Annotated in this window: 29 protein-coding genes and 1 pseudogene; 9 read left to right on the forward strand and 21 right to left on the reverse strand. The window is 45.0% G+C overall.

What is annotated here, in order from left to right; genetic code table 11:
- Positions 1 to 57 precede the first annotated feature (57 nt).
- From JaK3_RS09595 to JaK3_RS09635, 10 genes are all read right to left on the reverse strand, one after another.
- Positions 58 to 678 carry a DUF6803 family protein gene (locus JaK3_RS09595; protein ID WP_082786427.1) on the reverse strand — a complete coding sequence of 207 codons (621 nt, stop codon included), beginning with the start codon at positions 676 to 678 and terminating at the stop codon, positions 58 to 60.
- A 129-nt stretch (positions 679 to 807) separates the two neighbouring features.
- Positions 808 to 1,101, reverse strand: a complete 294-nt coding sequence (locus tag JaK3_RS10645) for a hypothetical protein (protein ID WP_150114266.1) — start codon at positions 1,099 to 1,101, stop codon at positions 808 to 810.
- Positions 1,102 to 1,193: 92 nt separating this feature from the next.
- The gene (locus tag JaK3_RS09600) at positions 1,194 to 1,832 is read right to left on the reverse strand and encodes a cytochrome b/b6 domain-containing protein (RefSeq protein ID WP_068324168.1); all 639 of its coding nucleotides are present in this window, start codon (positions 1,830 to 1,832) and stop codon (positions 1,194 to 1,196) included.
- Positions 1,829 to 2,287, reverse strand: a complete 459-nt coding sequence (locus tag JaK3_RS09605) for a diheme cytochrome c (RefSeq protein WP_240480932.1) — start codon at positions 2,285 to 2,287, stop codon at positions 1,829 to 1,831. Before JaK3_RS09605 ends, JaK3_RS09600 begins: the two co-directional genes overlap by 4 nt.
- Before the next feature lie 7 nt (positions 2,288 to 2,294).
- Positions 2,295 to 2,693 carry a DUF1924 domain-containing protein gene (locus tag JaK3_RS09610; RefSeq protein ID WP_068324171.1) on the reverse strand — a complete coding sequence of 133 codons (399 nt, stop codon included), beginning with the start codon at positions 2,691 to 2,693 and terminating at the stop codon, positions 2,295 to 2,297.
- A 130-nt stretch (positions 2,694 to 2,823) separates the two neighbouring features.
- Positions 2,824 to 3,693, reverse strand: coding sequence for an NAD(P)-dependent oxidoreductase (locus JaK3_RS09615; protein WP_068324174.1), 870 nt, complete (start codon positions 3,691 to 3,693; stop codon positions 2,824 to 2,826).
- 77 nt (positions 3,694 to 3,770) lie between these two features.
- Positions 3,771 to 3,962 (reverse strand): hypothetical protein, encoded by a 192-nt coding sequence (locus JaK3_RS09620; protein WP_068324177.1) that lies wholly within the window; start codon positions 3,960 to 3,962, stop codon positions 3,771 to 3,773.
- A 2-nt stretch (positions 3,963 to 3,964) separates the two neighbouring features.
- A complete protein-coding gene (locus tag JaK3_RS09625) occupies positions 3,965 to 4,357 on the reverse strand; it encodes a VOC family protein (RefSeq protein ID WP_068324180.1) in 393 nt (130 codons plus the stop codon).
- A gap of 15 nt (positions 4,358 to 4,372) precedes the next feature.
- A complete protein-coding gene (locus tag JaK3_RS09630) occupies positions 4,373 to 5,308 on the reverse strand; it encodes a hydroxymethylglutaryl-CoA lyase (protein ID WP_068324183.1) in 936 nt (311 codons plus the stop codon).
- 91 nt (positions 5,309 to 5,399) lie between these two features.
- Positions 5,400 to 6,593: a CaiB/BaiF CoA transferase family protein gene (locus JaK3_RS09635; protein WP_068324186.1), complete on the reverse strand. Its 1,194-nt coding sequence runs from the start codon at positions 6,591 to 6,593 to the stop codon at positions 5,400 to 5,402.
- Positions 6,594 to 6,704: 111 nt separating this feature from the next.
- Here JaK3_RS09635 and JaK3_RS09640 point away from each other — a divergent pair, with 111 nt between their 5' ends.
- The 4 genes from JaK3_RS09640 to JaK3_RS09655 all read left to right on the forward strand — a co-directional run bounded on the left by JaK3_RS09640 (position 6,705) and on the right by JaK3_RS09655 (position 9,080).
- The gene (locus tag JaK3_RS09640) at positions 6,705 to 7,607 is read left to right on the forward strand and encodes a LysR family transcriptional regulator (protein ID WP_068324189.1); all 903 of its coding nucleotides are present in this window, start codon (positions 6,705 to 6,707) and stop codon (positions 7,605 to 7,607) included.
- 83 nt (positions 7,608 to 7,690) lie between these two features.
- Positions 7,691 to 7,927, forward strand: a complete 237-nt coding sequence (locus JaK3_RS09645; protein ID WP_068324192.1) for a hypothetical protein — start codon at positions 7,691 to 7,693, stop codon at positions 7,925 to 7,927.
- Between the two features lie 78 nt (positions 7,928 to 8,005).
- Positions 8,006 to 8,431, forward strand: coding sequence for a universal stress protein (locus JaK3_RS09650; protein ID WP_068324195.1), 426 nt, complete (start codon positions 8,006 to 8,008; stop codon positions 8,429 to 8,431).
- A 112-nt stretch (positions 8,432 to 8,543) separates the two neighbouring features.
- The gene (locus JaK3_RS09655; RefSeq protein WP_068324198.1) at positions 8,544 to 9,080 is read left to right on the forward strand and encodes an isochorismatase family protein; all 537 of its coding nucleotides are present in this window, start codon (positions 8,544 to 8,546) and stop codon (positions 9,078 to 9,080) included.
- Positions 9,081 to 9,118: 38 nt separating this feature from the next.
- On the opposite strand, the gene JaK3_RS09660 is transcribed toward JaK3_RS09655, so the two are convergent.
- The 7 genes and pseudogenes from JaK3_RS09660 to JaK3_RS10890 all read right to left on the reverse strand — a co-directional run.
- Positions 9,119 to 9,442, reverse strand: coding sequence for a P-II family nitrogen regulator (locus JaK3_RS09660; RefSeq protein ID WP_068324201.1), 324 nt, complete (start codon positions 9,440 to 9,442; stop codon positions 9,119 to 9,121).
- Complete coding sequence (locus JaK3_RS09665; protein ID WP_068324204.1) at positions 9,439 to 12,534, reverse strand: efflux RND transporter permease subunit; 3,096 nt, start codon at positions 12,532 to 12,534, stop codon at positions 9,439 to 9,441. Before JaK3_RS09665 ends, JaK3_RS09660 begins: the two co-directional genes overlap by 4 nt.
- 15 nt (positions 12,535 to 12,549) lie before the next feature.
- Positions 12,550 to 13,896, reverse strand: coding sequence for an efflux RND transporter periplasmic adaptor subunit (locus JaK3_RS09670; protein ID WP_082786428.1), 1,347 nt, complete (start codon positions 13,894 to 13,896; stop codon positions 12,550 to 12,552).
- A complete protein-coding gene (locus JaK3_RS09675; protein WP_150114267.1) occupies positions 13,893 to 15,158 on the reverse strand; it encodes a TolC family protein in 1,266 nt (421 codons plus the stop codon). The genes JaK3_RS09670 and JaK3_RS09675 overlap by 4 nt, the downstream gene beginning before the upstream one ends.
- Positions 15,159 to 15,453: 295 nt before the next feature.
- Positions 15,454 to 15,786 (reverse strand): hypothetical protein, encoded by a 333-nt coding sequence (locus tag JaK3_RS09680; RefSeq protein WP_068324210.1) that lies wholly within the window; start codon positions 15,784 to 15,786, stop codon positions 15,454 to 15,456.
- Between the two features lie 158 nt (positions 15,787 to 15,944).
- Positions 15,945 to 16,550, reverse strand: a complete 606-nt coding sequence (locus tag JaK3_RS10885; RefSeq protein WP_338091705.1) for a universal stress protein — start codon at positions 16,548 to 16,550, stop codon at positions 15,945 to 15,947.
- Positions 16,533 to 17,201 (reverse strand): annotated as a pseudogene (locus tag JaK3_RS10890) (TerC family protein); the annotation flags it as partial. The gene JaK3_RS10885 and the pseudogene JaK3_RS10890, both read right to left, overlap by 18 nt.
- 134 nt (positions 17,202 to 17,335) lie before the next feature.
- Between JaK3_RS10890 and JaK3_RS09690 the strand changes: the two are divergent.
- Genes JaK3_RS09690 through JaK3_RS09700 form a run of 3 tightly spaced genes read left to right on the forward strand, consistent with a single transcriptional unit; the run spans position 17,336 to position 20,074 of the window.
- Positions 17,336 to 18,220 (forward strand): LysR family transcriptional regulator, encoded by an 885-nt coding sequence (locus tag JaK3_RS09690; RefSeq protein ID WP_068324214.1) that lies wholly within the window; start codon positions 17,336 to 17,338, stop codon positions 18,218 to 18,220.
- Positions 18,221 to 18,234: 14 nt separating this feature from the next.
- Positions 18,235 to 19,203: a sodium-dependent bicarbonate transport family permease gene (locus tag JaK3_RS09695; RefSeq protein WP_068324216.1), complete on the forward strand. Its 969-nt coding sequence runs from the start codon at positions 18,235 to 18,237 to the stop codon at positions 19,201 to 19,203.
- A 28-nt stretch (positions 19,204 to 19,231) separates the two neighbouring features.
- Positions 19,232 to 20,074, forward strand: a complete 843-nt coding sequence (locus JaK3_RS09700; RefSeq protein WP_068324219.1) for a DUF6671 family protein — start codon at positions 19,232 to 19,234, stop codon at positions 20,072 to 20,074.
- On the opposite strand, the gene JaK3_RS09705 is transcribed toward JaK3_RS09700, so the two are convergent.
- Positions 20,071 to 20,673 carry a glutathione S-transferase gene (locus JaK3_RS09705; protein ID WP_082786430.1) on the reverse strand — a complete coding sequence of 201 codons (603 nt, stop codon included), beginning with the start codon at positions 20,671 to 20,673 and terminating at the stop codon, positions 20,071 to 20,073. The genes JaK3_RS09700 and JaK3_RS09705 overlap by 4 nt on opposite strands.
- Positions 20,674 to 20,807: 134 nt before the next feature.
- On the opposite strand from JaK3_RS09705, the gene JaK3_RS09710 reads away from it, so the two are divergent.
- Complete coding sequence (locus tag JaK3_RS09710) at positions 20,808 to 22,007, forward strand: DUF3300 domain-containing protein (protein ID WP_068324225.1); 1,200 nt, start codon at positions 20,808 to 20,810, stop codon at positions 22,005 to 22,007.
- 49 nt (positions 22,008 to 22,056) lie between these two features.
- Positions 22,057 to 22,410, forward strand: coding sequence for a Rap1a/Tai family immunity protein (locus tag JaK3_RS09715; RefSeq protein ID WP_068324228.1), 354 nt, complete (start codon positions 22,057 to 22,059; stop codon positions 22,408 to 22,410).
- Positions 22,411 to 22,498: 88 nt separating this feature from the next.
- On the opposite strand, the gene JaK3_RS10545 is transcribed toward JaK3_RS09715, so the two are convergent.
- Genes JaK3_RS10545 through JaK3_RS09730 form a run of 3 tightly spaced genes read right to left on the reverse strand, consistent with a single transcriptional unit; the run spans position 22,499 to position 24,455 of the window.
- On the reverse strand, positions 22,499 to 22,654 hold the full coding sequence (locus tag JaK3_RS10545) for a DUF2256 domain-containing protein (protein WP_082786431.1): 156 nt from the start codon (positions 22,652 to 22,654) through the stop codon (positions 22,499 to 22,501).
- Between the two features lie 5 nt (positions 22,655 to 22,659).
- Positions 22,660 to 24,195, reverse strand: coding sequence for a cryptochrome/photolyase family protein (locus JaK3_RS09725; RefSeq protein ID WP_068324233.1), 1,536 nt, complete (start codon positions 24,193 to 24,195; stop codon positions 22,660 to 22,662).
- A complete protein-coding gene (locus JaK3_RS09730) occupies positions 24,192 to 24,455 on the reverse strand; it encodes a TIGR03643 family protein (protein ID WP_068324236.1) in 264 nt (87 codons plus the stop codon). Before JaK3_RS09730 ends, JaK3_RS09725 begins: the two co-directional genes overlap by 4 nt.
- Positions 24,456 to 24,464: the final 9 nt, after the last annotated feature.

Genomic DNA, 24,464 nt, shown 5'->3' on the forward strand with positions numbered 1-24,464 from the left:
ATTCGAGGGCCTTATTGAGAAATCTAGTTATCTAACGTCCATCGGAGCACCTTGCTATTAGTGCTTATGGCTTTGGTTTCCCATAGGCATTGGAGAAGAAGGCGCACTTCCATTCATCATTTTTTGATGATCGCCCATCATCTGTTGGTGCATTGCAGGATCACAATGCTCGTAGTCATTGGACCCGCTCATTTGATGAGTGCCCGCGCCCTTATAGCCAAGAATACTAGGGTCAGCCATACCGGCAATCATAGCGATATGCCCAAATACCAAGAATAGAGCTACACATATCGCATGAATTTTGAGCTTACCCATTTGATCAAGTGCTTTATTAACAAGACCTAACTCTTGTAAGGCAATCCAAATTAATGGAAGACCGGCAATGACATAAGTAAATACGGCAATTACGTCAATGATCGTTCTCCACTCACCTGCCTTAGTAATGGGGATGATGGCATTAGCTACGATGTAGTAAATGATTCCAATAAAGTAGATACCTACTGCGATGCCTGCAAATCGATTGAGGTAATAAACCGCCCCATCAAACTTTCGGGTAAACAGTAGATATAACTCTGTAATAGCCAAGGTCTCCGCCAGAATGACTGGGATGGCCATAAAGATAATTAAATTCCAAGGCTGATTAACAGCCAATAACTCCATGTAGTGAGTCATATTCATAGTATTTCTCCAAAATTAGTGTGTGATTAGCAATCACAAATCAAGCTCATGCGTAATGCAAATGGAGCTTAGGATTTTGGAGGCTTGTAGATGTAGTTGATCATCGGCTGAAGTGCCAATGAAGAATAGCTAGAGACTGGTATTGCATTGAAATCCGCAGGAGCCATTACTGCAAAGGGGGGAAATAAATACCAATCCTAAGCAGCATTGATAACTATCGCCATGACAAGGCTGCTTACTATTGCTATCCGATGCATTGCTAGCCACATCATCACAATGATGGGCAGAGTTATCAACCGCAGCAACCTGATGATGGGTTTGGGAAACCGATGATTGAGAAACGGGTTGCTCAATAGGCATCACTGCCGCATGAATCAAGCTGGCAAATAGGCTTAGGCAAAGAGCGATACATATCTTTCTCATTTCTTAATTCTATGCCTATTTGGTGGCTTTGTCTCTTGAGGTGATATCGCCATATAGCAGATATACCTACTGGTAGCCTATTGCCGTAGATCTTACTGAGTAAGACTAGGAACAGCTCCTGTCAGGATCATATAAAAGCAGTAGATAGAGCCTAGAACAAGCAAGAGCCCGATCAAATACTGAGGAAACCGAATCGCCTCTTCTGGCAGGCCCTGCTTTTTACCTGTCACCATAGATCTCACTAGATTCTCTTTTTGGAGCAAGCTCATAATGATCGCAGCGGCAACGTGAACCACAACTACTGCTAAAGCTAGGCTGGCAATTGCTTCATGCGCTTCACCCATTAAGTCGCCTAAAAATTCTTTCACACTGAAGTAGCCAGTGAGACCTATTAATAGAATCAATAGCATGAGGCCAACCATCACGATGCCGCCTACTGGGTTATGCCCAGGTGTACTGTGTTGGTCACCGCTCAAAAGGCCCTTAGCGTGCTTCATCATTTCTGCTGGGCCCTTGAGAAATTGGGTAAAGCGCGCGTATCTTGTACCCATTATTCCCCAGAACAATCTGAAGAGCACCAAAGCACAAGCAGAATAGCCAAACGCATAGTGAATCATCTGCAGGCGCTCACTCTCAGAGGTAAGCCATGCGCCAGCAAAGCAAATTACTAGCAGCCAATGAAAAACACGCGTGGGGATGTCCCACACCAAGATGGTTTGTTTATTGCTCATTTGGCGGGTATAGAAATGCTTTTTTCACTAAAGATGCCTTCAGCTGCTGTGATGTGACAGGCTCCACAGTTAGCTGGGCTTTTAACGCCCGCTCTCTTCCAAACATCGGCCTTGATCTCATCATGCTTACGAATAAACCAAGAAGTTTTGGTGATGCGATTTTCTGGGGCTACTACGTTATATTTTTGCTTAGTGGCAGCATTATTCTGCAGCCAGACAGAGATTTCTTTTTGATCTTTTGCATCAAGGCTTGCATCGGTGCCAAAGTGTTTATTCAGGCCGCTCATGACATTTTGCCAACTCTTCTCGCCAAGCAATCCTGGTGGATAGGCCATATGACAACTGGCACATTCAGCTTCATAGGACTTAGGCATATCTGATGGCATAGGCATCTTTGCCGCAAAAGCCGGAGAAGCTACCAAAACAGCTGCTATTAACGTAAAGAAGTTTTTCATGAATGCATCACTTAATAGTCATTAGCCAGGCAAGAACATCCGCCTTTTCTTGAGCGGTACAGTCGTGCCCCAGGACATCATTGCAGTTACGCTTAAACCACTTTTCCGCCTTAGCTTCATCCGTAAAACGTGCTGGATTAGCGTTAGGTGACAAAGGCTTAATGACCTTGCCGGTAACAATGTGCTTAGTGTCGTGATTGGGTGGATTCTCGTGGCAGGAAGCGCAACTCCACTCTTTACCATGCTTAGCATTAAAAAACTGCTCACCTCTGGCTGGAGATGCTTTACCAGACTGAGCCTCATAGCTTTTTAAAAGCTCTTGCGGGGTTGCTGCATTAACCGAACCAAATAAAGCCAAAGATGCGGCTAATAAACAAATTCTAATTACTATTAATTCTTTATTCATAGCTTAAGTATGCGCCCTTAGGATGGCTAGCCCGAATACATAACGAAATTACTCGGGTTTAACTAACTTAAATATAAAGCCACCCGAAGGTGGCTTTATCTAACAACTAGGCACCACTACTAAATCTGACTCACTTGATGTAGCGCGTATAGATAACTTGCGTTCCATCACGTGAGCACCCTTTGGCGACTAATTCATCGTAGAGTTTTTTGGCCAAGGCTAGTGCTGGTAATTCCAGCTTGACCTTTTCAGCCTCTTCTAATGCTATGCCCAAGTCTTTTAAGAAGTGCTCTACATAGAAACCTGGGGCATAGTCGCCAACAATCATCTTTGCACCTAGGTTGATCAACTGGAAGCCAGATGCAGCGCCGCCGCCAATAGATTCCATTACTGTTTCAGGGTTAAGGCCCACTGATTTAGCGTAACCCAAACCTTCGCCTACACCCATGATGGTTCCGGCGATCACAATCTGGTTGCACATCTTAGTGTGCTGTCCTGCGCCAGGGCCGCCCTGCAACACCACATTCGGGCCCATGATTTTCAAAATTGGGAGCACTGCATCAAAGTCAGCCTGTTTGCCGCCCACCATGATGGAGAGTTTGGCATTACGTGCGCCCATGTCGCCACCAGATACTGGCGCATCCAAACTATGGCAACCACGTTTTTCTGCTTCTTCTGCAATTCTCTTAGCCAAAGATGGACTAGAAGTTGTCATATCGATGAGATAGGCATTCTTGGCGCGATCCAAAATATTGCCGGCACCAAAGTAAACCTCTTCAACATCCGATGGGTAACCCACCATCGTGATGATGACATCAGACTCAGCAGCAAGATCGCCAATCGTGTCAAACCACTTAGCGCCTTTAGCAACCAAATCATCGGTCTTGGCTTTTGAACGATTAAATACATTTAAAGGGTGCCCGGCAGCCAACAAATGCCCCGCCATGCTTTGACCCATGATACCAAGGCCAATAAAGCCTACTCTTAATTTATTGCTCATTTGTTTCGTCCCTTTTGTAGTATTTTTTAGGTAATTTGTGTATCAGCTGATTATATTGTTCTACAGGGAATTGGTGTTTATTCGTCCCAGGGGAAGCGCGCGCGGGATAGCTCTTCCATGATTTCGCGCTTGCTCTTACCTGCTTTTCTGGAGTTATAAGAGCTTTGCTGAATTTCGCCCTGCTGGTCAGGGGTACCTGCTTGCTGTTGCCCTAACTCTTCTGTCTTTGGAGCTTCTTTTTCGGGCTCTGAATTCGAGTGGTTGGCCATGATTAAATAAGCTCAGAAATTTCAATGAGGTTTTGATCGGGATCGCGCACATACACAGAGTTAATCTTTTGCGTTGCTCCGGTACGAATCACAGGGCCCTCGATGATTGGCCAAGCTTCAGCTTTGAGCTTTTCAATCACTTGCGTAAGTGGGCGATCAGCAATAAAACAAAGATCCAATGCTCCAGGTGTTGGAATATCAGCTTTGGGCTCAAACTCTTTACCTTTAATGTGTAGGTTAATTTTTTGATTGCCGAACTTAAATGCCTTACGCTCTACTGGCGGCGTACCGCCAATAAAAGACTCTAACTTCATTCCCATAACGCGGGTATAAAAATCTACGCACTCTGCTTCATTAGCAGTAGTGAGCACCAAGTGATCTAAATGGTCAATCATGATCTATTTTTCCGCTTATTGAGCACGACGTAATTCATCTACGTAGTCTGGCTCTGGATGTAATGTATAACTGCTACCCGCCTTAGCTACTTGGCCTGGTACCTCATGCCCAACAATCTTTGGCAACTCCTTAGCAAGCTGCAATAACTTGGGGATATTTATTCCAGTGTCATAGCCCATCGCATTAAGCATATGAATGGCATCTTCACTAGAGATATTGCCACTTGCTCCCGGCGCATATGGGCAACCACCCAGACCGCCCAAGGAACCATCAAAGCGCACAATGCCAGATTGAACTGCGGCCAAAACATTAGCTAGACCCATACCTCTAGTGTTATGGAAATGCAAGGTCAGCTGCAAATTAGGAAAACGTTTTTGCAACGCCTCACTCATCTGTTTAACTTGCTCGGGATTGGCCATGCCCGTTGTATCGCAAATCGTTAACCCCCTTACACCGAGATCAGCAAAGCGTTGTGCAAATTGCTCAACCACTGCTTGAGGAACTTCACCTTCCATAGGGCAACCAAAGCATGTCGATAGTGAAACATTGATTGGTGTTCTGCCATCAACATATTTAATCACTTCGGCAAGCCCAGCGAAGCTTTTCTCTCTACCCATTCGTAGATTAGCGAGGTTATGTGTCTCTGAAGTCGACATCACGAGATTAAATTCATCAGCCTTGGACTCAAAGGCACGCTCTGCACCTCGTAAATTGGGCACTAATACGGTGTACTCCACTCCTGGCACCCGCTTAATACGACCCATGACCTCCTCTGCATCACGCAACATAGGAATTGCCTTAGGCGAAGTGAATGAGGTCACCTCAATTTTGGCAAAGCCACATTCGCTGAGTTCGTCGACTAGCTTCACCTTATCGTCTGTTGGCACAAAGTTAGCTTCAATCTGCAAGCCATCCCTCATTACTACGTCATTAAAATAAATTCTGGTCATGTTTTTTCTTTACTTTATTTTTATTTGCGTCTTTGTCTTTTTCTTATTTCTTATTTCTTATTTCTTATTTTTTATTTTTTTACTGCTTTATTTACTTCGTAAATGCAATGCCGCGTTCTTTTAAGGAGGCGATTTGATCGTTGCTTAAGTCGATGCTCTTTAAGATCTCATCGGTGTTCTGACCGATGTCTGGGGCAAGCGTCTTAATCGATCCTGGAGTGCGAGACAACTTAGGAATAACTCCTGGCACATCCACCTTAGTTCCATCTTGCATCTGAATAGTCTGAATATTTCCCCTGGCTTTGTAATGAGGGTCACTGGCTATATCAGCAACGGTGTAAATTCTGCCGGCAGGGACTGCAACGGAGTCGAGCATCTCTAATGCCTTCGTAGTGCTGACTGTCTTGGTCCACTCACCAATTGCTTGATCTAGTTCGGCTACACGTTTAACACGACCATCGTTATTTTCTAGTTGCGGATCATTACCTAAGTCATCTCGACCGATGACGGTCATGAGGCGTCTAAAAATACTGTCGCCGTTTCCAGCAACCAATACATAACCGCCATCAGCACATTGATAGGCATTGGTTGGCGCAATGCCTGGCAAGGCACTGCCAGCAGCCTGGCGCACTTCACCAAATGCACTGTACTCAGGCAGCAAGCTTTCCATACAGTTAAATACCGCCTCATATAAAGCGATATCAATGATTTGGCCTTTGCCACTGCTGTGTCGCTCTTGCAGTGCCAACAAAATACCAATCACACCATGCAAGGATGCCAAGGTATCGCCAATACTGATGCCTACGCGGACTGGAACTCTGCCAGGCTCAGCGGTGAGATGACGTAAGCCACCCATGGCTTCTGCTACGACACCAAATCCAGGCTTATCTTTGTAAGGGCCAGTCTGCCCATAACCACTTATACGCAGAACAATCAGTTTAGGATTGAGTTCGAGTAATTTTTCTGGATCAAGACCCCAACCCTCTAATGTTCCAGGGCGAAAGTTTTCAATTAATACGTCCGCTTCTTTTAGCAGGGTTCTGACAATGTCTTGAGCTTCTGCCTCTCTCAAATCCAAAGAGAGTGAACGCTTATTGCGCGATTGCACTTGCCACCAAATTGATGTGCCATCTTTTAACAGTCGCCATTTACGCAAAGCATCACCAACCTTAGGCGGCTCGATCTTAATGACATCAGCTCCAAAATCCGCCAAGGTTTTTGCAGCAAATGGTCCAGCAATGAGCTGCCCCATCTCAACGACCTTTAACTTTGCTAACGGCTCCATACTTTCCCCTGAATTGCTTTAATGACAATTTACCCTTCTTCATAAAGGCTGAAAATTGCTATTTATAGGCATATCCTTCTGATTTTGCGAAGGTATGGGTAGAATCACCCCATGAAATCCCCGCTAAACCCTGCCAGAGTCGACTTTGTTACCCTCAAGCTATTCTGCGCCATTGTTCAATCTGGCAGCATTACCAAGGGCGCAAGTGAATGCAACCTAGCCCTTTCAGCAGCCAGTAGACGGATATCTGAATTTGAAGAAACTGTCGGCATGGCTCTCCTGGATCGATCGGTCAAAGGGGTCACGCTGACACATGCTGGTCACGCAGTCATGCAGCATGCTTTGAGATTGTTTCAAGGTTTTGAACAATTGAGTAATGAGTTGGGTGAATATTCCAAAGGCGTCAAAGGTCATGTGAGACTTTGGGCTAATATGTCTGCTCTAACGGAGTTTCTGCCATCAGCTTTAGCAAGCTTTTTAAAAGACTACCCAGAAATACAAGTCGAAGTAGAGGAGCAACTCAGCGGCGACATCGTGAGAGCACTCATGGATGGTATTGCCGATATCGGCGTTTTTGCTGAAGGGCCTATAACCACCGGACTAGAAACTCACATTATGGGCAAAGACCAGTTGGTGATTGCCTGCAGTAAAGACCACCCTCTCAGCAAAAGAAAAAGTATTTCATTTGAAGAATGTCTAGCATATGATTTTGTAGGACTGAATCGAGGAAGTTCCCTACTAGAGCTCACATCTCGTAGCGCCGAGAGGCTGGGCAAGCAAATGAGTATACGTATTCAGGTGCGTAGCTACGATGCGATGTGCCAAATGATTGCTGTCAATTTGGGCATTGGCGTATTACCTATCCAGGCCTGCGCCGCTCAAATTAAGGCTATGGGTCTGAAGGTAGTTCAATTAGAAGATGCGTGGGCAAAACGCAACTTATTAGTGGCAACTAAGGCGGGGATTAACCATTCTCCAGCAACCAAGCTACTGAGCCAGCACTTGCTGGGGTAATAGCACTCCTTGTAAATTCTTGAGTGAATTTATCAAGCGCTCATTTGCATGACATGCCATACAAATAGGCATAAGATGAACTTATGACCATTATCTTTCTACTACTCTCCCCAGCATTATTTGCTTTGTTTTGGATTATTCGATTTCAGATCTGTAGCGCTCGCCGTAGACGTCTTGTAGATACCTATGGGATTGACTCCAAAAAGCTTAGAAAACTGAGCTGCAGGCAAGTCACCAATCTTCGCAAGCAGATCGAAGAATTTGAGGAAAAGAAGGATGCCTTTGGCCTTGAAGCAGCTGTTCGGCCATACAGGCCATAAGGTAGCCTGAAACCATTGTAGGCACTCTATATTTAACTTAAACTGAGTAAAGAATTCATAAATAACGAAAGGGTAAAAATGAAAGTACTACTTCCTGTGGATGGCTCTAAATCCTCATTGAATGCCGCTAAATATGTGGCCAAAATGGCTAAGAATTCCCGCAGCCCTGTAACGGTGACTTTAGTCAGCGTCCACGATGACATTGGTCTTGGCCACGTTAAGCAATTCGTAGCCAAAAGCGTAGTAGATGATTACCTTCGCGAAGTAAGCGAAAAAGAATTAAAACCAGCGCAGAAAGTATTAGATGCTGCCAAGGTCAAACACAATATGGCCATTAAACGCGGTCAAATCTCAGAAGAAATCATTGCTTTGGCTAATAAAGACAAAGTTGACATGATCGTGATGGGTGTTAAAGGTCGCAGCGGTATTTTGGATGTCCTCGTTGGCTCAGTTGCTCAGCGCGTTTCTAGCTCAGCAAAGCAGCCTGTTTTATTGGTAAAGTAATTTCAGCATTTTTCGCATCTTGCTTAGTTGGTTGCCACAGGCAACCAACTTCCCTGATCACACCATTATTCCTACGCGTTAGCTCCTTCAAAGACTCTTGATCGCATAACAGATGGTGAAGATAAACCCAAACCGCTCGACCCTTGTTTTAATCGACCTACAAAGTCGATTAATGCCTGTCATTCATCAAGGGGAAGAAGTTCTTAAGCAATGTATCAAGATCGCTAAAATCGCCAAACTTCTAGATATTCATATTATTGGCACTGAACAAAGCCCACAAAGCCTGGGGCATAACGTGGATGCAATCGCCCAGTTATGTAAAACCACCGTAGCAAAAGATCACTTTGATGCTTGCCAAGATGGCCTCATCGATGCGTTATGCAAAAACAGAGAGCATCTGATTCTTGCCGGATGTGAAACACACGTATGTGTAATGCAAACCGCCTTAGAGCTAGTGCGGCAGAACTTCAAAGTTTCTATTTTGGTAGATGCGGTTGGGTCACGTAGATCCCTGGATCGAGACATTGCCCTTCATCGTCTTGGCTCGTCTGGAGCAACACTTCTTACTACTGAGATGCTAGCCTTTGAATGGCTAGGAAACGCCTCTAATGAATCTTTTAAGGATGCATTAGCAATTATTAAATCTTAGGTTTGGCTTAACCTGGTTAGCCGACCTTTTTAGCTAACTCAGGCAGTTGATTTAGCAATAAAGAATGCTTTTGGTACTGGAGTACACCAAACCACACCATCGCCCACTTGTCCCGTCTGACATACCGTCACAATGCGATCCATTAGCACTTCAGCAACTTCGTCATTACAAATAATCTCGACGCGTACTTTTGCTGAGTAGTCAGTCAATTCATCTTTAATATTTGCTTTACTGGTTTTGGATGGCGCACTACAGCCTTCCACCTTAGCGACCGTCATTCCCGGAAAACCAGGAGTCTCCATCAGAGCTGTTCGTAAAGCAGGTAATTTACTGGGGCGAATAACCGCCTTCACTTCCATCATGCTTCCACCTCTTTGTCTTCAAACCATCTATATAGAACAGGTAACACTAATAAAGTCAGCGCTGTTGAGGTGATTAATCCTGCAATCACCACAGCCGCCAGGGGACGAGTCACTTCTGATCCAGGGCCACCTGAGAACAGCATTGGCACCAGAGCCAGCATCGCCACTGATGCCGTCATCATGACCGGTCTAAACCGGTGACCGCAACCATGAAGGAGCGCATCTTCCATACTGTAACCATCTTCACGTAACTGCTTAATAAAGGAGATCAGCACCACACCATTCAGCACGGCGATACCCCACAAGTTAATAAATCCTACCGCAGCAGGCACCGAGAGGTACTCACCTGTAATGAATAAACCAAACACGCCGCCAATCGATGCAAATGGCAGAACCAAAATAATGAGGCCAGCCAAACGAAGTGACTTAAACAACATAAACAATAAGAAGAATATGGCCAAGACCGTCAAAGGAATGATGATCATCAGGCGAGCCATCGCTCTTTGCATGTTTTCAAACTGACCACCCCATTGCAAGGTATAGCCTTGAGGTAATTCCACATTCTTGGCAATCAACTCTTGGGCCTCTTTTACAAAGCCACCCAAGTCGCGCCCTTCCACATTCACGCCAACAACCAAACGACGTTTACCAGACTCACGGGAGATTTGAGCTGGGCCCTCTACCAAGGAAATTTCAGCCAAGTCGCGCATCAGCACTTGAGCACCATCCGGAGAATGCAAAATAATATTCTCAATGGCGTCAATATTATTTCTGTAAGGGCTTGGATAGCGCAGTACCAATGGGAAGCGACGCTCTCCTTCATAGACAGTGCTGGCTTGCTTACCGCCAATAGCCGTTTCAATAACTTCGTTCACATCGGAAACGTTAATGCCGTAGCGCGCAATCGCATCACGATCAATCTTGATGTTGAGATAGTTCTGACCAGACGCCTGCTCAATACGTAAATCATTACTACCATTCATCTTAGTTAAAACTTGACCTATTTGTGAGCCGAGTTTTTGCAAGACCGGTAATTCATCGCCAAAGATTTTGACCGCTACTTGTGAGCGCACGCCAGAAACCATCTCATCTACCCTAGCTGCAATCGGTTGGGAGATTGCCAATTCAATGCCGGGTAAGGTTTTGAGCTTCTCACGAATTTGTTGCGCAATCTCTTCCTGACTTAAATCTCTATCACCTAAAGGCTTGAGTGTCACGATCGGATCCGACTCATTCGGCTGACCTGGATCTGCAGGAGACTCGCCTTTACCAAGTCGAGAGACTGCCATCTCGACCCCAGGAATAGTCATGATGCGTTTAATCGCCTCAAACTCTAATTTAATAGACTCGTCTAATGAAATATTAGGCGCACGGACAATCACAGGAGTGATAGAGCCTTCTTGCATCACTGGAATAAAGGCCTTACCGAGCATGACAAACCCAACCAAGCTAATACCTAGAGCAATGATGGCGCGCTTGACCACCAATTTAGGGTTAGCCAAACACCAATGCAACCAACGCTCGTAGGGAGCGCGCATTTTTTTAACTATCTTGGTATCGTCCTCGCCACCACCCTTCAAGATGTAGGAACATAAGACTGGCGATAAAGTAAATGACAGAATCAAAGAGATCGTTAAGGCAATAGCGATCGTAATCGCCATCGGTGCAAACATCTTGCCTTCCATACCCTCAAGCGAGAGCAGTGGCATAAAGACCAGAATGATGATGCCCACACCAAAGAGTACGGGTTTACCGACTTCAGAGGCCGCCTCTAAGATGATCCTATTTTTGGATTCACCGCCTTTAAGGCGTTCACCTAATTTCGCGAACGTGTTCTCCACTACTACAACGGAACCATCCACCATAATGCCGATCGCAATGGCTAGGCCACCCAAGGACATCAAGTTCGCTGAAATGCCATAACGATTCATGACCAAGAAAGTGAGTAAGGGCGTGAGCAGCAGCGTGGCAACCACAATCAGAGATGAGCGCACATCCCCTAAGAAGAGGAATAACAAAATAATCACCAGAATCACGCCTTCAACCAGCACTTTTGCCACGTTGAACATAGCGGCATTCACCAAATCGGTACGGTCGTAGAAAGGCACGATCTGCAAGCCATCTGGCAGCAACTTACCTTCGTTAATTTCTTCAACTTTGAGTTTGATGCGATTAACCACTTCTCTTGCATTGCCGCCACGGATCATTTGAATAATGCCAGCAACACTTTCCGTGTAGCCATTCTTAATAGCGGCGCCCTGACGAATCTCGCTACCAATCGTCACTTCGGCAACGTTCTTCACATATACCGGAATACCCTTCACTTCTTTTAGAATAATCTTGCCAATATCTTCTGGCTTAGTAATTAAGCCTAAGCCACGAATCAGATAGCGCTCTGCATACGTTGGCAACTGACCGCCACCGGAGTTGGCATTATTTCTAGCAAGTGCTTGGTACACTTCTTGCAAGCTAATTTGATAGTGACGCAAGCGCTCAGGATTCACCAAGACTTGATACTCTCTGGCGTAACCACCTTGCGTATTAATCTCGGCTACACCAGGAATAGAGCGCAGCATTGGACGCACAATCCAATCTTGCACTGCACGTCGATCAGAAAGCTCGTCCACTGAAAGCTCACGATCTCGGTCGGATGGATGATCTATTGTGTACTGATATACCTCACCCAAACCTGTAGATGGAGGCGCCAATACAGGAGTGATACCTACCGGCATTCTTGAAGCAACCTCAATTAATCGCTCTGTAACTAATTGACGAGCAAAGTAGATATCGGTTTTTTCAGTAAACACTAAGGTAATTACGGAAATGCCATTACGGTTCAAAGAGCGCATCTCTATTAAACCTGGCAAACCGGTCATCGCCAATTCAATAGGAATGGTTACAAAACGCTCAACCTCTTCCGGAGATTTTCCAGGGGCTTCTGCAGCAACCTGAACTTGAACGTTTGTTACATCCGGAAATGCATCAACAGAAAGTCGTTTGGTAGCCAGTAGACCGGCAACGAGCAATACGATGGCAATAATCACCACCAATAGGCGTTGCTGTAACGAGAGGCGAACGATTCTTTCAATCATTTATTTACCCGCCTGTTATCCGCCACTAAGCTGACGCTTACGCTCTGTGTTTAAGTGATAAGCACCTTCAATAGCAATCTCTTGACCTTCTTTGAGGCCTGATATCACCGGACGATATCCTTTGCCCTCTGGACCGAGCTTGACAGCCACCATACGATAAGTGTCATCATCCAATCTCACAAAAACGTGGTCATGGTTATCTTCTCGAACGATGGCGCCTAAGGGCACAACCAACTTCTCAACCGGCTGACTCTCAATCAACATGGTTGCCAACATACCAGGCTTAATTGAGCCATTATTATTAGGCAAATCCATACGAACGACCACTGTACGAGTCTGGGGATTTACGATCGAATCAACGTGGGCAATGACGCCTTCAATCTCTTGATTTCTAAGTGCAGGAATGATGACCGAAGCCTTTTGTCCTTTTTGCATCAGATAGGAGTTACTCTCAGGTACCTCAGAAACAGCCCATAGGGTGCTCAGATCGGCCACTGTAAATAATGCATCGGAAGGTTGTACAACCTGACCACGATTAATCTTTCGCTCAACAATCTCACCTGGAATTGTGGCAATCACATTATTAATGGATTCAATCACACCAGTTTTGGCAAGCTTATCAATGTTTGCTTGATCCATCCCCTGAACTTTTAATTGATCATTCGCAGCACGAAACTCTGCCTTAGCACTACTCGCCTCGGCTTCGCGCCTTTGCAGTTCTGCAAGAGCAATCACATCCTCTTTATAGAGAATTTTTGCGCGATTAGCGGCTTGATCAGCCAGTTGACTTGCGCTCTTCGCTTTTAAGTAAGCTAGTTGCGATTGAGTTAATTCAGTAGAGGTAATTTTCGCCAGAATATCGCCTTGTTTTACTTGCTGACCCGGCACAGCGAGTATCTCAGATACGCGCCCCGTGACATTCGCGCCAATCCGCGCCAAAAAGCGCTCGTTGAAATCAATTCGGCCAGAAGCCCGCAACTCTTCCACAAAAGGAGACACTTGAACCTTGCCATCCGCAATCATCTTATGCAAATCTTCATTAACTACAACCATATTCGGGTCTTGCACTGATTTAACTGCAGGACTTCTATCAAATACGTTGAAGTAATTCAGAATAATGATGAATGCACAGAACCAAGGCAGATAAAACATGCCCTTTTTAAACCAATGCGGCGATTTGTCATAGCGGCCGGTAACGGCAGGCACGTGCTCTCCAAGCCATTGGTGGGCTTGTGCATACCACTGGTTCTGGGTCTGTAGAATTTGGCCGAATAATTCCTTCTTATGGAATTTAATCTTTCGCACCAAAAAGGTCTTCCAGACTTTTACCCTTTTCAGCATGGCTGCTAACTCTTGGTTCATTGCATTCCACTTTCTATCTTCGCAAGCCACTCTGGGCTCGCTCTTAATCTCTGAATCTCAGTTACCACAGAAGCCAAATCAAAACGTGCCTTAATCAAATCATTACGCGCTGCCCTAAAGGTTCTTTGCGCATCCAAATACTCGAGCATGCCGCGCTCACCATAGCGATAAGAAACCTCAGCAATGCGGCGCGCACTAGCTGCTAACTCAACCACTTCTGAGCTTAATATTTTGACTTGGTAACTAGTCATTTGATAAAGCTTATAAGCAGTTTCCATTTGCTGATCTAGGGTTTGGCTTTGAGCATTCAATTGATTTTTTGCTTTAGAGGCGTTGGCTTCAGCCTCAGCAATCTGACCGCCCTTAAAGTCCCAAATCGGAATACTCACTTGCAAACCATAAAGGCGATCAGTGAAGTTAGGGTCGTTATATTGAGATGCCTTAAATGCCAAGCGAGGTAAGCGTGAATTTTTTTCAAAACTCAATTTAGATTCAGTTGCCTCCACCTCTGCCTTTGCCTTTTGCAGCTCTGGACTTTGACTCTGAACCTCGTTTAACAATTGAGTTAATGATGGCAAGACCTCAGGTTTTGGCTGCTCCGCTACAACTGTAAAATCTGCAGGCAATTGATGGCCCACCACTTGGCGTAACTGACTACGAGCCTGCTCCACGCGTAACTTACTAGACTCTGCAGCAATTTGCGCATTGAGAAATTCCGTTTGCACTCGAATCAATTCGAAGCGGGCTGTTTCACCAACGTCATATCGAATTTGCATACGATCACGAATCTGTTTCGTCAAACTCATATCCTCTTCGGCAGCTTTTTGTTCCGCTTCACGGCGCATGAGTTCGTAAAAGCGCTGCTGCACTCTCGAAATCGTCTCAACTTCAAAAGCAACACGCGTTGCTTCAGCTGCACGTAAATTTGCCTCGGCAGCATTTACCCTAGGGAAGCGGGTGTAAGGCATGTCCAATGGCTGAGTAACGGCCCATGATGAAACATTACCTACCGTCAAAGGACCGGTAGCCGATCGTTGCTGGCCTGTACTCACCTCAAACTCTGGATTCGGAATAGCTCTTGCTGTCGACAGCTGTCCTTTAATTGCCTTAGCTTGATCACGGGCAGCCAAGACTTGTGGACTTGACTCCAAGGAGATAGAGATCAAGTCATTGATAGTGAACGTTTTTTTAGATTGTGCACTGACATTTGTCACCATCAGGGTGCTAGCAAAAGTAATGACCAACCATCGGTACCGCGTCATACGTCCAACTTGCAAAGTATTTAAACGCAAATTATCCAACCAGCTAGGCGTAAGAGCAAGAAAACGTCCCCAATTTGGGGCGTAAACGGGCAAAAGAATGCCAGAACGAAGGTTTTTGAGGTGGAAAGTCAATATTTGGCCATTTAGAAAATAGTAAATGGTCTTGCCTTAAAAATTACTCACATACCGGGCGCGAAGGCCGTAATGACGATATGTGAGACCCATTAATGGGCAGGCTACTCCCCGTTTATTCATCTTATTAGATCACAGATAAGCGACAAAGCCATCTGCAAGCTCAAGCATACGCTCGGCCAGATAAGCGACCGTACTTCTGAGCCTTATTAAAAGCCTTTTGCATATGCTTATAGACTTTCTTTAAACCCATATCCAAAGCCGTTCTCCGGTCTCTTGCAGTGAAGCTCACCTCAATCTGCCGATTATCAAAAGTTTGCAATTCAATAATGCAGTTTTGATTACAGCCTGTTTTTGCCTGGGCTACAGAGGAATACTTCACTTTAATTTTTCTTACCAACCAAAAGAGTCTCTTCAGAGAGAACTTCACGCGATTCTCTGTGAATGTTTTAAATTCTGGTTCGATTTGTTCTTTTGTTTCCAATATGACATTCATGATTTATCTCCTTTGTTGAACATCTTGGATTAAATATAAGGCGATCTTTATTCTTAATAAAGCAGATGTTTATTGATAATAATTCTGTTATTTACTGAGTATTTGCTCAAAAAAATGCCCTCGGGTAGAGGGCATAAAGAGAACCGCAGGATGTAAAACTAGTCGATTACTGCCGCCATTAAGGCGGTTGCTGCACCAGCGCCCAGTGCTGGGATGCCCCAACGCTCAAGCGTAGATAAAGACTTGCCAGTGACTACCTCAACTGGAATATCACTGATTTCCAGTAGCTTGGCTGTTGTCGAATTTTCAAACAAGCGGCTGAGCGTATTTTTCTTAGCAGTTCCAATCACAATGCGATTGCACTCTAAGCGCTGCGCCTCATCTCGCAAAGCTTCCCCCTTATCGCCAGTCACATAAGAGAAGGAGAAATTCGCGCCTGCTTTTTCCAAAAATTCGGATGCTGACTTTGCGGCTGTTTGAGCACGCTCTGCTTGCCACTCATTAATGGTTTGTTTACTTAAAAACTTTCTGATGTGTGTGTACAGCGTGGGTTGCACATTACAGATATGAAAGTGTGTTTGACGATCATTACCGTACATATTGACTGCATGTTTCAAAGCCATTAACGCATTACTAGAATCATCAACTGGGATTAGAACTTTGTTCATTACCTTTTCTCCTACGTTATAAGACTGCTTATCGGATACTTCTGCATCAACTACAGCTGGCGCAATTGTCTCCTCCAACGCCAACCTACTCTTCATAAAACCACCAAACAGAACACCAAATATCACAAGCACCTGGACTGCATACCCAAAAGCAGGGTTCTGGAATAACTGCATTTCCTTAACCATAGGCTCAGAGATCATCATCTTTGCCGCAGTCCATGCCAATACACCAGCACCTATATAGGTAATGGATGGGTAGCGCTCAACCAACTTCAGGATTTGTGTTGAACCCCAAATTACGATTGGAATGCTGATGAGTAAACCAAGCACTACCAATATATAACTTCCATGAGATGCACCTGCTACCGCCAAGACGTTATCTAAACCCATGACTGCGTCAGCAATCACAATGGTTTTCATAGCGCCCCAAAAACTAGTGGAAGCATTGCTATGACCACCATCCTCATCTTTTGCAGGGATTAGCAGTTTGTAAGCAATCCACACTAAGAGCAATCCGCCAATTAGCATCAAGCCAGGGATCTTTAACAAATACACCACTACCAGTGTCATTGCGCTTCTGACTGCAATTGCGCCTACTGCTCCCCATACAATGGCCTTCTTTTGCAAATGGGCCGGTAAATTTCTGGCAGCCATCGCAATTACAATAGCGTTATCGCCTGCCAAAACTAAATCAATCACCACAATCGCTAGTAGTGCCGAAAAAAACTCAGGGCTAAATAGTTCCAATTGAATACCTCTATCTGTTTAGATTAAATAAGCAGTACATGAAATGCCATGACTAACTATGGGGTTAATGTAGGCTTATTTGTATTTAGCTAAAAGCAGATATATATTGATAGTAATTTCGGAAAAAACTGAATATGGCCAACACCTACAACTATCGTCACCTTTATTACTTTTGGGTGGTTGCCAAAGAGGGCAGCATGTCTAAGGCGGCAGAACGCCTGGATATGGCTATACAAACCATTAGCGCTCAAGTACATGAATTAGAGAAATCGCTGGGGTATATGCTCTTCAAGCCAGCCGGGAGAGGAATCGCCCTCACTGAATCAGGATTTGCAGCCTTAGAAATTGCTGATCAAATCTTTTCTATCGGAGAGAGACTGCCAGAAGCAGTGAGAGATGCCGCCAAGTCTCCTAAAACCAAAATTACGGTTGGCGTTTCTGATGGACTGCCGAAATTTGTTACCAGGCAAATGCTCGAGCCCATCTTGAAACACAAAGACGTTCAATTGATTGCGCATGAAGGGGAGTTTGATGATTTGCTGGCAGACCTCGCTTTGCATCGACTAGACATCGTATTAGCCGACCGCCCAGCTCCGAACAATAAAAATCTAAACGTCTATAGCGAAGAGTTAACAAAAACAGTTATCGCCTGGTATGCACCCAAGCAGCTTTCCAAAAAAGCAAAAGGAAAGTTTCCGGAGTGCTTAAATGATCTGCCAGTACTGTTGCCTACAGCACACTCTACTGTGCGCCCGCTGATTGATCAATGGCTGAAAAAACACGACATTATTCCAAATATTGTTGGAGAGTTTGAAGATAGCGCCCTACTAAAGACCTTTGCTGCCAGTGGGCTTGGCATCTTTCCTGCAGGCAAACTGATTGAAAAAGATCTTAAAGATACCTATGGCATCGAATTGCTGGGCAGCTGTGATGACATATATGAATACTTTTATGCGATTCGCTCTGAGAAGAAAATCCAACACCCTCTTGTGCAGGCAATTATTAAACAAAAAAACTAATAAATCCTTAAACCATGACTAATTTTCTGGACCCCGCCATACTGTTTTTTATCTTTGGGGTTTTTGCCGGCTCCGTAAAATCCAACCTAGAAATTCCTCCGCAAATCTCTAGGTTTCTTTCGCTCTATTTATTAATGGCGCTTGGTCTGAAAGGTGGCTTTGCGCTTCACAAGTCCGGCTTTACTACTGAGATTGCTTTTTCTTTGGGGTTGGCGATATTTCTTGCTGTCATTATTCCCATCATTGGCTACTTGATTCTCAGAAGAAAGTTAAGTGCATTTGATGCTGCTGCAATTGCAGCCACTTACGGTTCGGTCAGCGCTGTTACCTTCATTACTGCCACACAATATTTAGATCAATTTGGTATTACTTATGGCGGTCATATGGCGGCAGCGATGGCGCTGATGGAATCCCCCGCTATTATTCTGGCAATTGTCTTGGCCAATAAAGCCCGGGCAGCCATGTCAACAGGCTCGAGCGTAAAAAACGAGCCTACCGGTATCTCCAAAATACTTCATGAGTCTTTTACCGATGGAGCGCAATTACTGTTACTGGGATCAATGGTAGTGGCCCTGGTGAGCGGAGACTCAGGTCAAAAGTTAATGGCGCCCTTTTCGATCGATCTCTTTAAAGGCATGCTAGCTTTCTTCTTGCTAGACATGGGACTTATGGCCGCCAGAAACTTTAAGGGCTTAAGAGGTAAACCGCCCATTACCTTGCTCTACGCGATTGGCTCACCGCTGTCACATGCACTCTTAGCATTAGTGCTTTGTAAACTCATTGGACTCCCTTTAGGAAACACCATTCTCCTCATGGTATTGGCCTCAAGCGCATCGTATATTGCAGTTCCAGCAGTTTTACGTCACGCCTTACCCGAAGTGAACCCCGCTTTATATATGGGCATGTCTTTAGGAATTACTTTTCCGTTCAACATTATTTTGGGCATTCCGCTTTACACCCTGATTGCCACAGCATTGTTGTAGAAATACTTTATAAGCAAATAAGAAACCTATGGGCATCTTTTCCAAACGATCAGCCAGCTTATTAACCAAGCACGGCAAAGAAAAGGTGATCGGCGAAGTACTCAATACCGAAGTAGATTGCTTTGTAGAGCATACGGACACCTACGATACTGATTTACTGGGCACATTTACACAGGAAACGCCTCGATACGGCTCACAATTAGATGCAGCCCGCAAAAAAGCTGCTATCGGAATGGAATTACTCAAGCTTGACTTGGGCTTGGCCAATGAAGGTGCGTTTATGAATGACCCTTACACCGGCGCTATCCCCTGGAATAATGAATTGCTTGTGCTGATAGACCAAAAACACCAACTTGAACTAACTGGATTTGCTAGTGGTCCAGCCCAAAATGAGAGTAGCTACGCAACACATTGGGAAGAGCTCAAAAAATTTGCTGATTCCGCACTCTTTCCATCGCACCACTTAGTCATCAAACCCACTGATGAATATCACCCGCAATCGAGAAAAGGGATTCAAGATTTAGCGGAACTAAAGGATGCCTTTGATTGGGCAAAAAGCCTATCCTCAAAAGGTATCGTCTACGTCGAAAATGATTTACGCGCCTTTGCCAATCCAACCCGGATGGAAAATATTCGTAAGGCTGCGATTGACCTAGCAAATAAGATGAACTCAGTCTGCCCCCAGTGCAACACTCCTGGATTTTGGATCACAGATGTAAAACGTGGCCTGCCATGCAAGGCCTGTGGGCTCGCAACAGATGAGGAGATTGCCAAAATCTGGAGCTGTATTAAATGTGAACACAAGCAAACCGAAGGCATGAAGGTATTTAAATTTGCAGATCCCTCAAAATGCAAGCACTGCAATCCTTAATCCCGCCAGACGGGGTACTTATACATTACAGATTGAAACAATTCCGACTCCAGATGCTGAGCCAACCATTTCTTAGTATCTGATATTGGTAATTGCTCAAATTTTTTGGCATCAACCATTGAAAACTGTCTAATAAATGGAAAGATAGCTACATCCACCCAAGTCATCTTATCGCCCATTAAGTATTGGGTCGCTTGAAGTGACTGCTCTATGGGCAGCAACATGATTTGCAATGCCTCTTGGAGAACCGCTGCTTGATCCAACTCCGGAAATCTGTTGGGATATTTATATTGATCTAACAGGACTTTAAAGGGACCATCATTTTTTGCAATCCATACCTGAGCAATAGCATCATCAGCACTACCCCACCCATCAGGATCAGATTGCGAGATTGCCCAACGCATGATGTCCAAGCTTTCATCCAAAACTACGTCGCCTATACAAAGCACTGGAACAGTACCCTTAGGGGAAGCTAGCAGCATTGATTGCGGCTTGTTGCGCAACTCAATTTCTCGATGTTCAACATCAATACCGGCATATCTCAAAGCCATGCGCGCCCGCATTGCATAAGGACATCTACGATAGGAGTACAAAATCATTGAATTACGCTCGTCTAAACCGAATCTGGTGACTTTAAATCATCTCAAATGTCTGAGAGTAGATTTTCTGGAAATTGAAGCATGCGACCCAGGATTGAGTAGAATATTTTCTATTCAATCAAAAGGATGCGCTAATGTTGGCACCAAAAAAACGGGGAATTCCCTCTCAATTACTAGCAGGGTTACTAGTTACCGCGCTCAGCTTGCCTGCAGTAGTTCCAGTTGCTTACGCCCAAGGCAACAGTCAAACACAGGCAAACAAGCAATCTCAAGCCCAATTAGAGGCGCTCGTTGCTCCAATTGCTTTATATCCAGATCCTTTGGTCTCACAAATTCTGATGGCATCAACTTACCCTTTAGAGGTCTCTGAGGCCACCAATTGGTTACGTGCCAATAGCAATCTAAAAGGTAATGCTCTGAATACGGCATTGCAACAACAGAACTGGGATGCGAGCGTGAAGTCTTTGGTTTCGTTCCCTCCGGTTTTAGAAATGATGGGCTCACAATTATCTTGGACCCAAAATTTAGGCAACGCTGTATTAGCTCAGCAATCCGACACCATGAGTGCGATTCAAGCTTTGCGTGCCAAAGCAAAGAAGACTGGAGCATTGCAATCCAATTCTCAGCAAACCGTAACCACCCAAGGAAGTGGTTCTTCAGAAACCATTGTGATTCAACCAGCCAACCCACAAGTGGTGTACGTACCTTCATATAACCCAACAGTGGTTTATGGCGCATGGCCTTATCCAGCCTATCCACCAGTTGCCTACTATCCACCTGGTTATGTTGCTAGCACCGCCCTCCTTTCTTTTGGAGTTGGCATGGCAGTGGGTGCCGCCTTATGGGGTGGATGTCATTGGGGTGGCGGCTATGGAGGCGGCTCACTCACTGTGAATAACAATAACTTTAATAACTTCAACCGCAATACCAATAGCAATTGGTCCGGCAACAAGAATGGCACAAGCGATTGGAAGCCTGATCAGCAACGTCGCAATGCGAACGTTGGTGGCGGTAGCGCTAACCGTGATGCGGAACGCGATCAGCTGCGTCAAAATCTTCAAAAGAATGGTATCAGCAGCGATGATCGCGGCAACCTAAGTAATCGCGATGGCGATCGCAACCCAGGACAAAACGATCGCTCTGGAGATCGCAATCTAGGTGACCGCAATTCCGGTGCTCGCGATAACAACCCTAGTAATTTCAGAAATGATTCCAGCGGCTTTGGTGATGCCCGTGGCGCCAAATTTAATGGCGGCGGCGATCGCTTTGGTGGTGGCGGTGCCCGCGCAGGCGGAGAACATTTTGGCGGTGGCGGCTTTAGAGGCAGACGCTAATCAGCCGACCATAACAAACTTCATTTAAGACTAATACGAAAGAATCATCATGAAAAAGCAGATTTTATTAATGGCATTGACTAGCGCAGTTTTAGGATTCGCAACCGGCGCTCAAGCAGCCAATATGATTAGTACACAAGAGCTTTTGCAGGACTGCAAAGGTACTAACGGCACCTTCATTACTTGTGAGATTTATGGCCAAGCTGTATATGACACCTACTTGGTTACACGCAACCCTAAGTCAGCCCCTGAATTCATTTGCGTAAAGCAGCCTGCACCAACTCGCAAAGAAGTAATTCAGGAATACGTCAAGTGGGCCGATGCGAATACCAAGTACGCTACTGAGCCTGCAGCAGATACTATTTTGCGATTCTTAGCGGGTAAATTCCCGTGCGGAAAATAATCTGAAGATTGCATTCGCAAAACAATAAAGGCCACTTTCGAGTGGCCTTATTTTTGATGTGGGCAGCAAATAATTATTACCCACTGCTTTATGAAGTCTTTTTTGCCCTACAGGCATCCGAGCAATACTTCACTGACTCCCAGTTTTTTGCCCAGGACTTTCTCCATGTCATCTCTTTTTTACAAACCGCGCAAATCTTCGATGGCAGAGAGCTTTTATTACCCTTAAACGATGTCTTTGTCATGATTTTCAAAGATCATCCAAGTGATTTAGTATTTTCTGTGCATGCAGCGTAATTTCTGCTTGATCTTCGTCGCTTATACGCTTCAGATTGGCGGTCATGAGTCTCGTTCTTGGGCTAGCCTCAAATTGGTCTCGATGCTTGATTAAGAAATTCCAATACAAAGTTGTGATGGGGCATGCATCTTCTCCGTAACGAACCTCAGGTTTATATTTACAAGACCCGCAATAGTTACTCATCCGCTTAATGTAGGCTCCACTGGCTATATAAGGCTTGCTTGTAAATCTACCGCCATTAGCAAATAAGGCCATGCCTGCCGTATTAGGAAGCTCAACCCATTCAATCGCATCCACATATATAGCCAAATACCACTCACATACTTCCTGCGGCAGAATTTCTGCTAAAAGAGCAAAGTTACCTGTCACCATTAAGCGCTGAATGTGATGGGCATAGCCATATTGCAGTGTTTGGCCTATGGCGTCTTTCATACAAGCCATTTGTGTCTGGCCATTCCAGTACCATTTTGGCAATGGGCGTTGATGCTGGTAGTAATTATCCTGCGCCATCTTTGGCATATCTAGGTAATACATGCCACGCACAAACTCGCGCCACCCTAAAATCTGCCGAATGAAGCCTTCAATAGTTGAAAGATCTAAAGAATATTTTCTCCAAGCCACTAACACTGCATTCACCACTTCGCGCGGATTAAGCAACTTCAGGTTGAGTGCACTCGATAAAATGGAGTGCCATCCAAAGGGCGTATCAGTCCACATCGCATCCTGATAAACACCAAAGTTTCTTAAGCGATACTCAACAAAATACTCCAAAGCTTGAACTGCCTGCCCCCTGGTAACGGGCCAATTAAATGCATCCAAAGATCCGGGATGGTCTGGGTAAGTCTTTTGGACCCAATCCAGCACTTCTTGTGTAATTGCGTCTGCTTCAAACGATGCTGGAGCATCGATGATGCCTGGGCCCTTTTTAGGGTAGGGTTTACGGTTATCTTGATCAAAGTTCCACTGCCCACCCTCGGGATTACCTTCACGGTCTACCAATATATTGTGCCGCTTACGCATCAATCGATAGAAATATTCCAGTCTGAACTCTTTTTTATTTGCCGCCCACTCTACAAACTCTTGGCGGGAACAATAAAAATGCTCATCCTCCCGCATTTCTAATTTAAATCCAAGTTCTTTGGCTAACGCCTCGAGCGCCTGCTTGAGTCGCCATTCGCCTGGTTCAATACAAACCAAACGCTTTACTTTATTTTTTAGAATCTGCTCTCTCAGAACCTCAACAATAGACAGTGGCGAACTTTTTATATAAGTCAGCGGATAACCCTGCTTTTCGAGCTCAACTGCAAAGTGACGCATTGCAGATAGAAATAAGGCAATTTTGGCTTTATGCGTCCAAACATACTGTGCCTCATTGGCTGACTCAATCATGATGATTTGATCCGCATTGGGATCAATATCTCGCAAGGCAGAGCTCTGCAAATCAAGCTGATCACCCAAAATCAGAATGAGGCGCTCAGGATGCTTCATTTATTCTTATATTGAGTTGGGCAGTAAGCTCGAGTGACATCTTCACTGCGCAAAGCACTATGTTTAGTTGCTCGTCCAGTCACTCTTTTACGCCAGAGCTCAAATGAACTACGCTTGAGCTCTTTGCGCATGATGGCGATCACCTGGGGCTCACCCAAACCAAAGCTTTTCTCAATGGCATCAAATGGCGTGCGATCCTCCCAAGCCATTTCTATAAGGCGAGATAGGTCGGGTTCGGAGAGGGTTATGGGTTTTGGCACCCAGCAAGT

It is taken from the genome of Polynucleobacter yangtzensis, from assembly GCF_001595965.1.
GTDB lineage: Bacteria > Pseudomonadota > Gammaproteobacteria > Burkholderiales > Burkholderiaceae > Polynucleobacter > Polynucleobacter yangtzensis.

Bases quoted from the DNA above. Each gene is read 5' to 3' on its own strand.
- JaK3_RS09620 (WP_068324177.1), bottom strand. From the start codon at position 3,962: ATGGCCAACCACTCGAATTCAGAGCCCGAAAAAGAAGCTCCAAAGACA.
- JaK3_RS09635 (WP_068324186.1), bottom strand. From the start codon at position 6,593: ATGGAGCCGTTAGCAAAGTTAAAGGTCGTTGAGATGGGGCAGCTCATT.
- JaK3_RS09715 (WP_068324228.1), top strand. From the start codon at position 22,057: ATGAAAAAGCAGATTTTATTAATGGCATTGACTAGCGCAGTTTTAGGA.
- JaK3_RS09710 (WP_068324225.1), top strand. From the start codon at position 20,808: ATGTTGGCACCAAAAAAACGGGGAATTCCCTCTCAATTACTAGCAGGG.
- JaK3_RS09700 (WP_068324219.1), top strand. From the start codon at position 19,232: ATGGGCATCTTTTCCAAACGATCAGCCAGCTTATTAACCAAGCACGGC.
- JaK3_RS09630 (WP_068324183.1), bottom strand. From the start codon at position 5,308: ATGACCAGAATTTATTTTAATGACGTAGTAATGAGGGATGGCTTGCAG.
- JaK3_RS09625 (WP_068324180.1), bottom strand. From the start codon at position 4,357: ATGATTGACCATTTAGATCACTTGGTGCTCACTACTGCTAATGAAGCA.
- JaK3_RS10645 (WP_150114266.1), bottom strand. From the start codon at position 1,101: ATGAGAAAGATATGTATCGCTCTTTGCCTAAGCCTATTTGCCAGCTTG.
- JaK3_RS09660 (WP_068324201.1), bottom strand. From the start codon at position 9,442: ATGATGGAAGTGAAGGCGGTTATTCGCCCCAGTAAATTACCTGCTTTA.
- JaK3_RS10545 (WP_082786431.1), bottom strand. From the start codon at position 22,654: ATGACAAAGACATCGTTTAAGGGTAATAAAAGCTCTCTGCCATCGAAG.
- JaK3_RS09595 (WP_082786427.1), bottom strand. From the start codon at position 678: ATGAATATGACTCACTACATGGAGTTATTGGCTGTTAATCAGCCTTGG.
- JaK3_RS09650 (WP_068324195.1), top strand. From the start codon at position 8,006: ATGAAAGTACTACTTCCTGTGGATGGCTCTAAATCCTCATTGAATGCC.
- JaK3_RS09640 (WP_068324189.1), top strand. From the start codon at position 6,705: ATGAAATCCCCGCTAAACCCTGCCAGAGTCGACTTTGTTACCCTCAAG.
- JaK3_RS09600 (WP_068324168.1), bottom strand. From the start codon at position 1,832: ATGAGCAATAAACAAACCATCTTGGTGTGGGACATCCCCACGCGTGTT.
- JaK3_RS10885 (WP_338091705.1), bottom strand. From the start codon at position 16,550: ATGAAGAGTAGGTTGGCGTTGGAGGAGACAATTGCGCCAGCTGTAGTT.
- JaK3_RS09645 (WP_068324192.1), top strand. From the start codon at position 7,691: ATGACCATTATCTTTCTACTACTCTCCCCAGCATTATTTGCTTTGTTT.
- JaK3_RS09725 (WP_068324233.1), bottom strand. From the start codon at position 24,195: ATGAAGCATCCTGAGCGCCTCATTCTGATTTTGGGTGATCAGCTTGAT.
- JaK3_RS09610 (WP_068324171.1), bottom strand. From the start codon at position 2,693: ATGAATAAAGAATTAATAGTAATTAGAATTTGTTTATTAGCCGCATCT.
- JaK3_RS09615 (WP_068324174.1), bottom strand. From the start codon at position 3,693: ATGAGCAATAAATTAAGAGTAGGCTTTATTGGCCTTGGTATCATGGGT.
- JaK3_RS09655 (WP_068324198.1), top strand. From the start codon at position 8,544: ATGGTGAAGATAAACCCAAACCGCTCGACCCTTGTTTTAATCGACCTA.
- JaK3_RS09705 (WP_082786430.1), bottom strand. From the start codon at position 20,673: ATGATTTTGTACTCCTATCGTAGATGTCCTTATGCAATGCGGGCGCGC.
- JaK3_RS09680 (WP_068324210.1), bottom strand. From the start codon at position 15,786: ATGAATGTCATATTGGAAACAAAAGAACAAATCGAACCAGAATTTAAA.
- JaK3_RS09675 (WP_150114267.1), bottom strand. From the start codon at position 15,158: ATGACGCGGTACCGATGGTTGGTCATTACTTTTGCTAGCACCCTGATG.
- JaK3_RS09605 (WP_240480932.1), bottom strand. From the start codon at position 2,287: ATGAAAAACTTCTTTACGTTAATAGCAGCTGTTTTGGTAGCTTCTCCG.
- JaK3_RS09690 (WP_068324214.1), top strand. From the start codon at position 17,336: ATGGCCAACACCTACAACTATCGTCACCTTTATTACTTTTGGGTGGTT.
- JaK3_RS09665 (WP_068324204.1), bottom strand. From the start codon at position 12,534: ATGATTGAAAGAATCGTTCGCCTCTCGTTACAGCAACGCCTATTGGTG.
- JaK3_RS09695 (WP_068324216.1), top strand. From the start codon at position 18,235: ATGACTAATTTTCTGGACCCCGCCATACTGTTTTTTATCTTTGGGGTT.
- JaK3_RS09670 (WP_082786428.1), bottom strand. From the start codon at position 13,896: ATGAACCAAGAGTTAGCAGCCATGCTGAAAAGGGTAAAAGTCTGGAAG.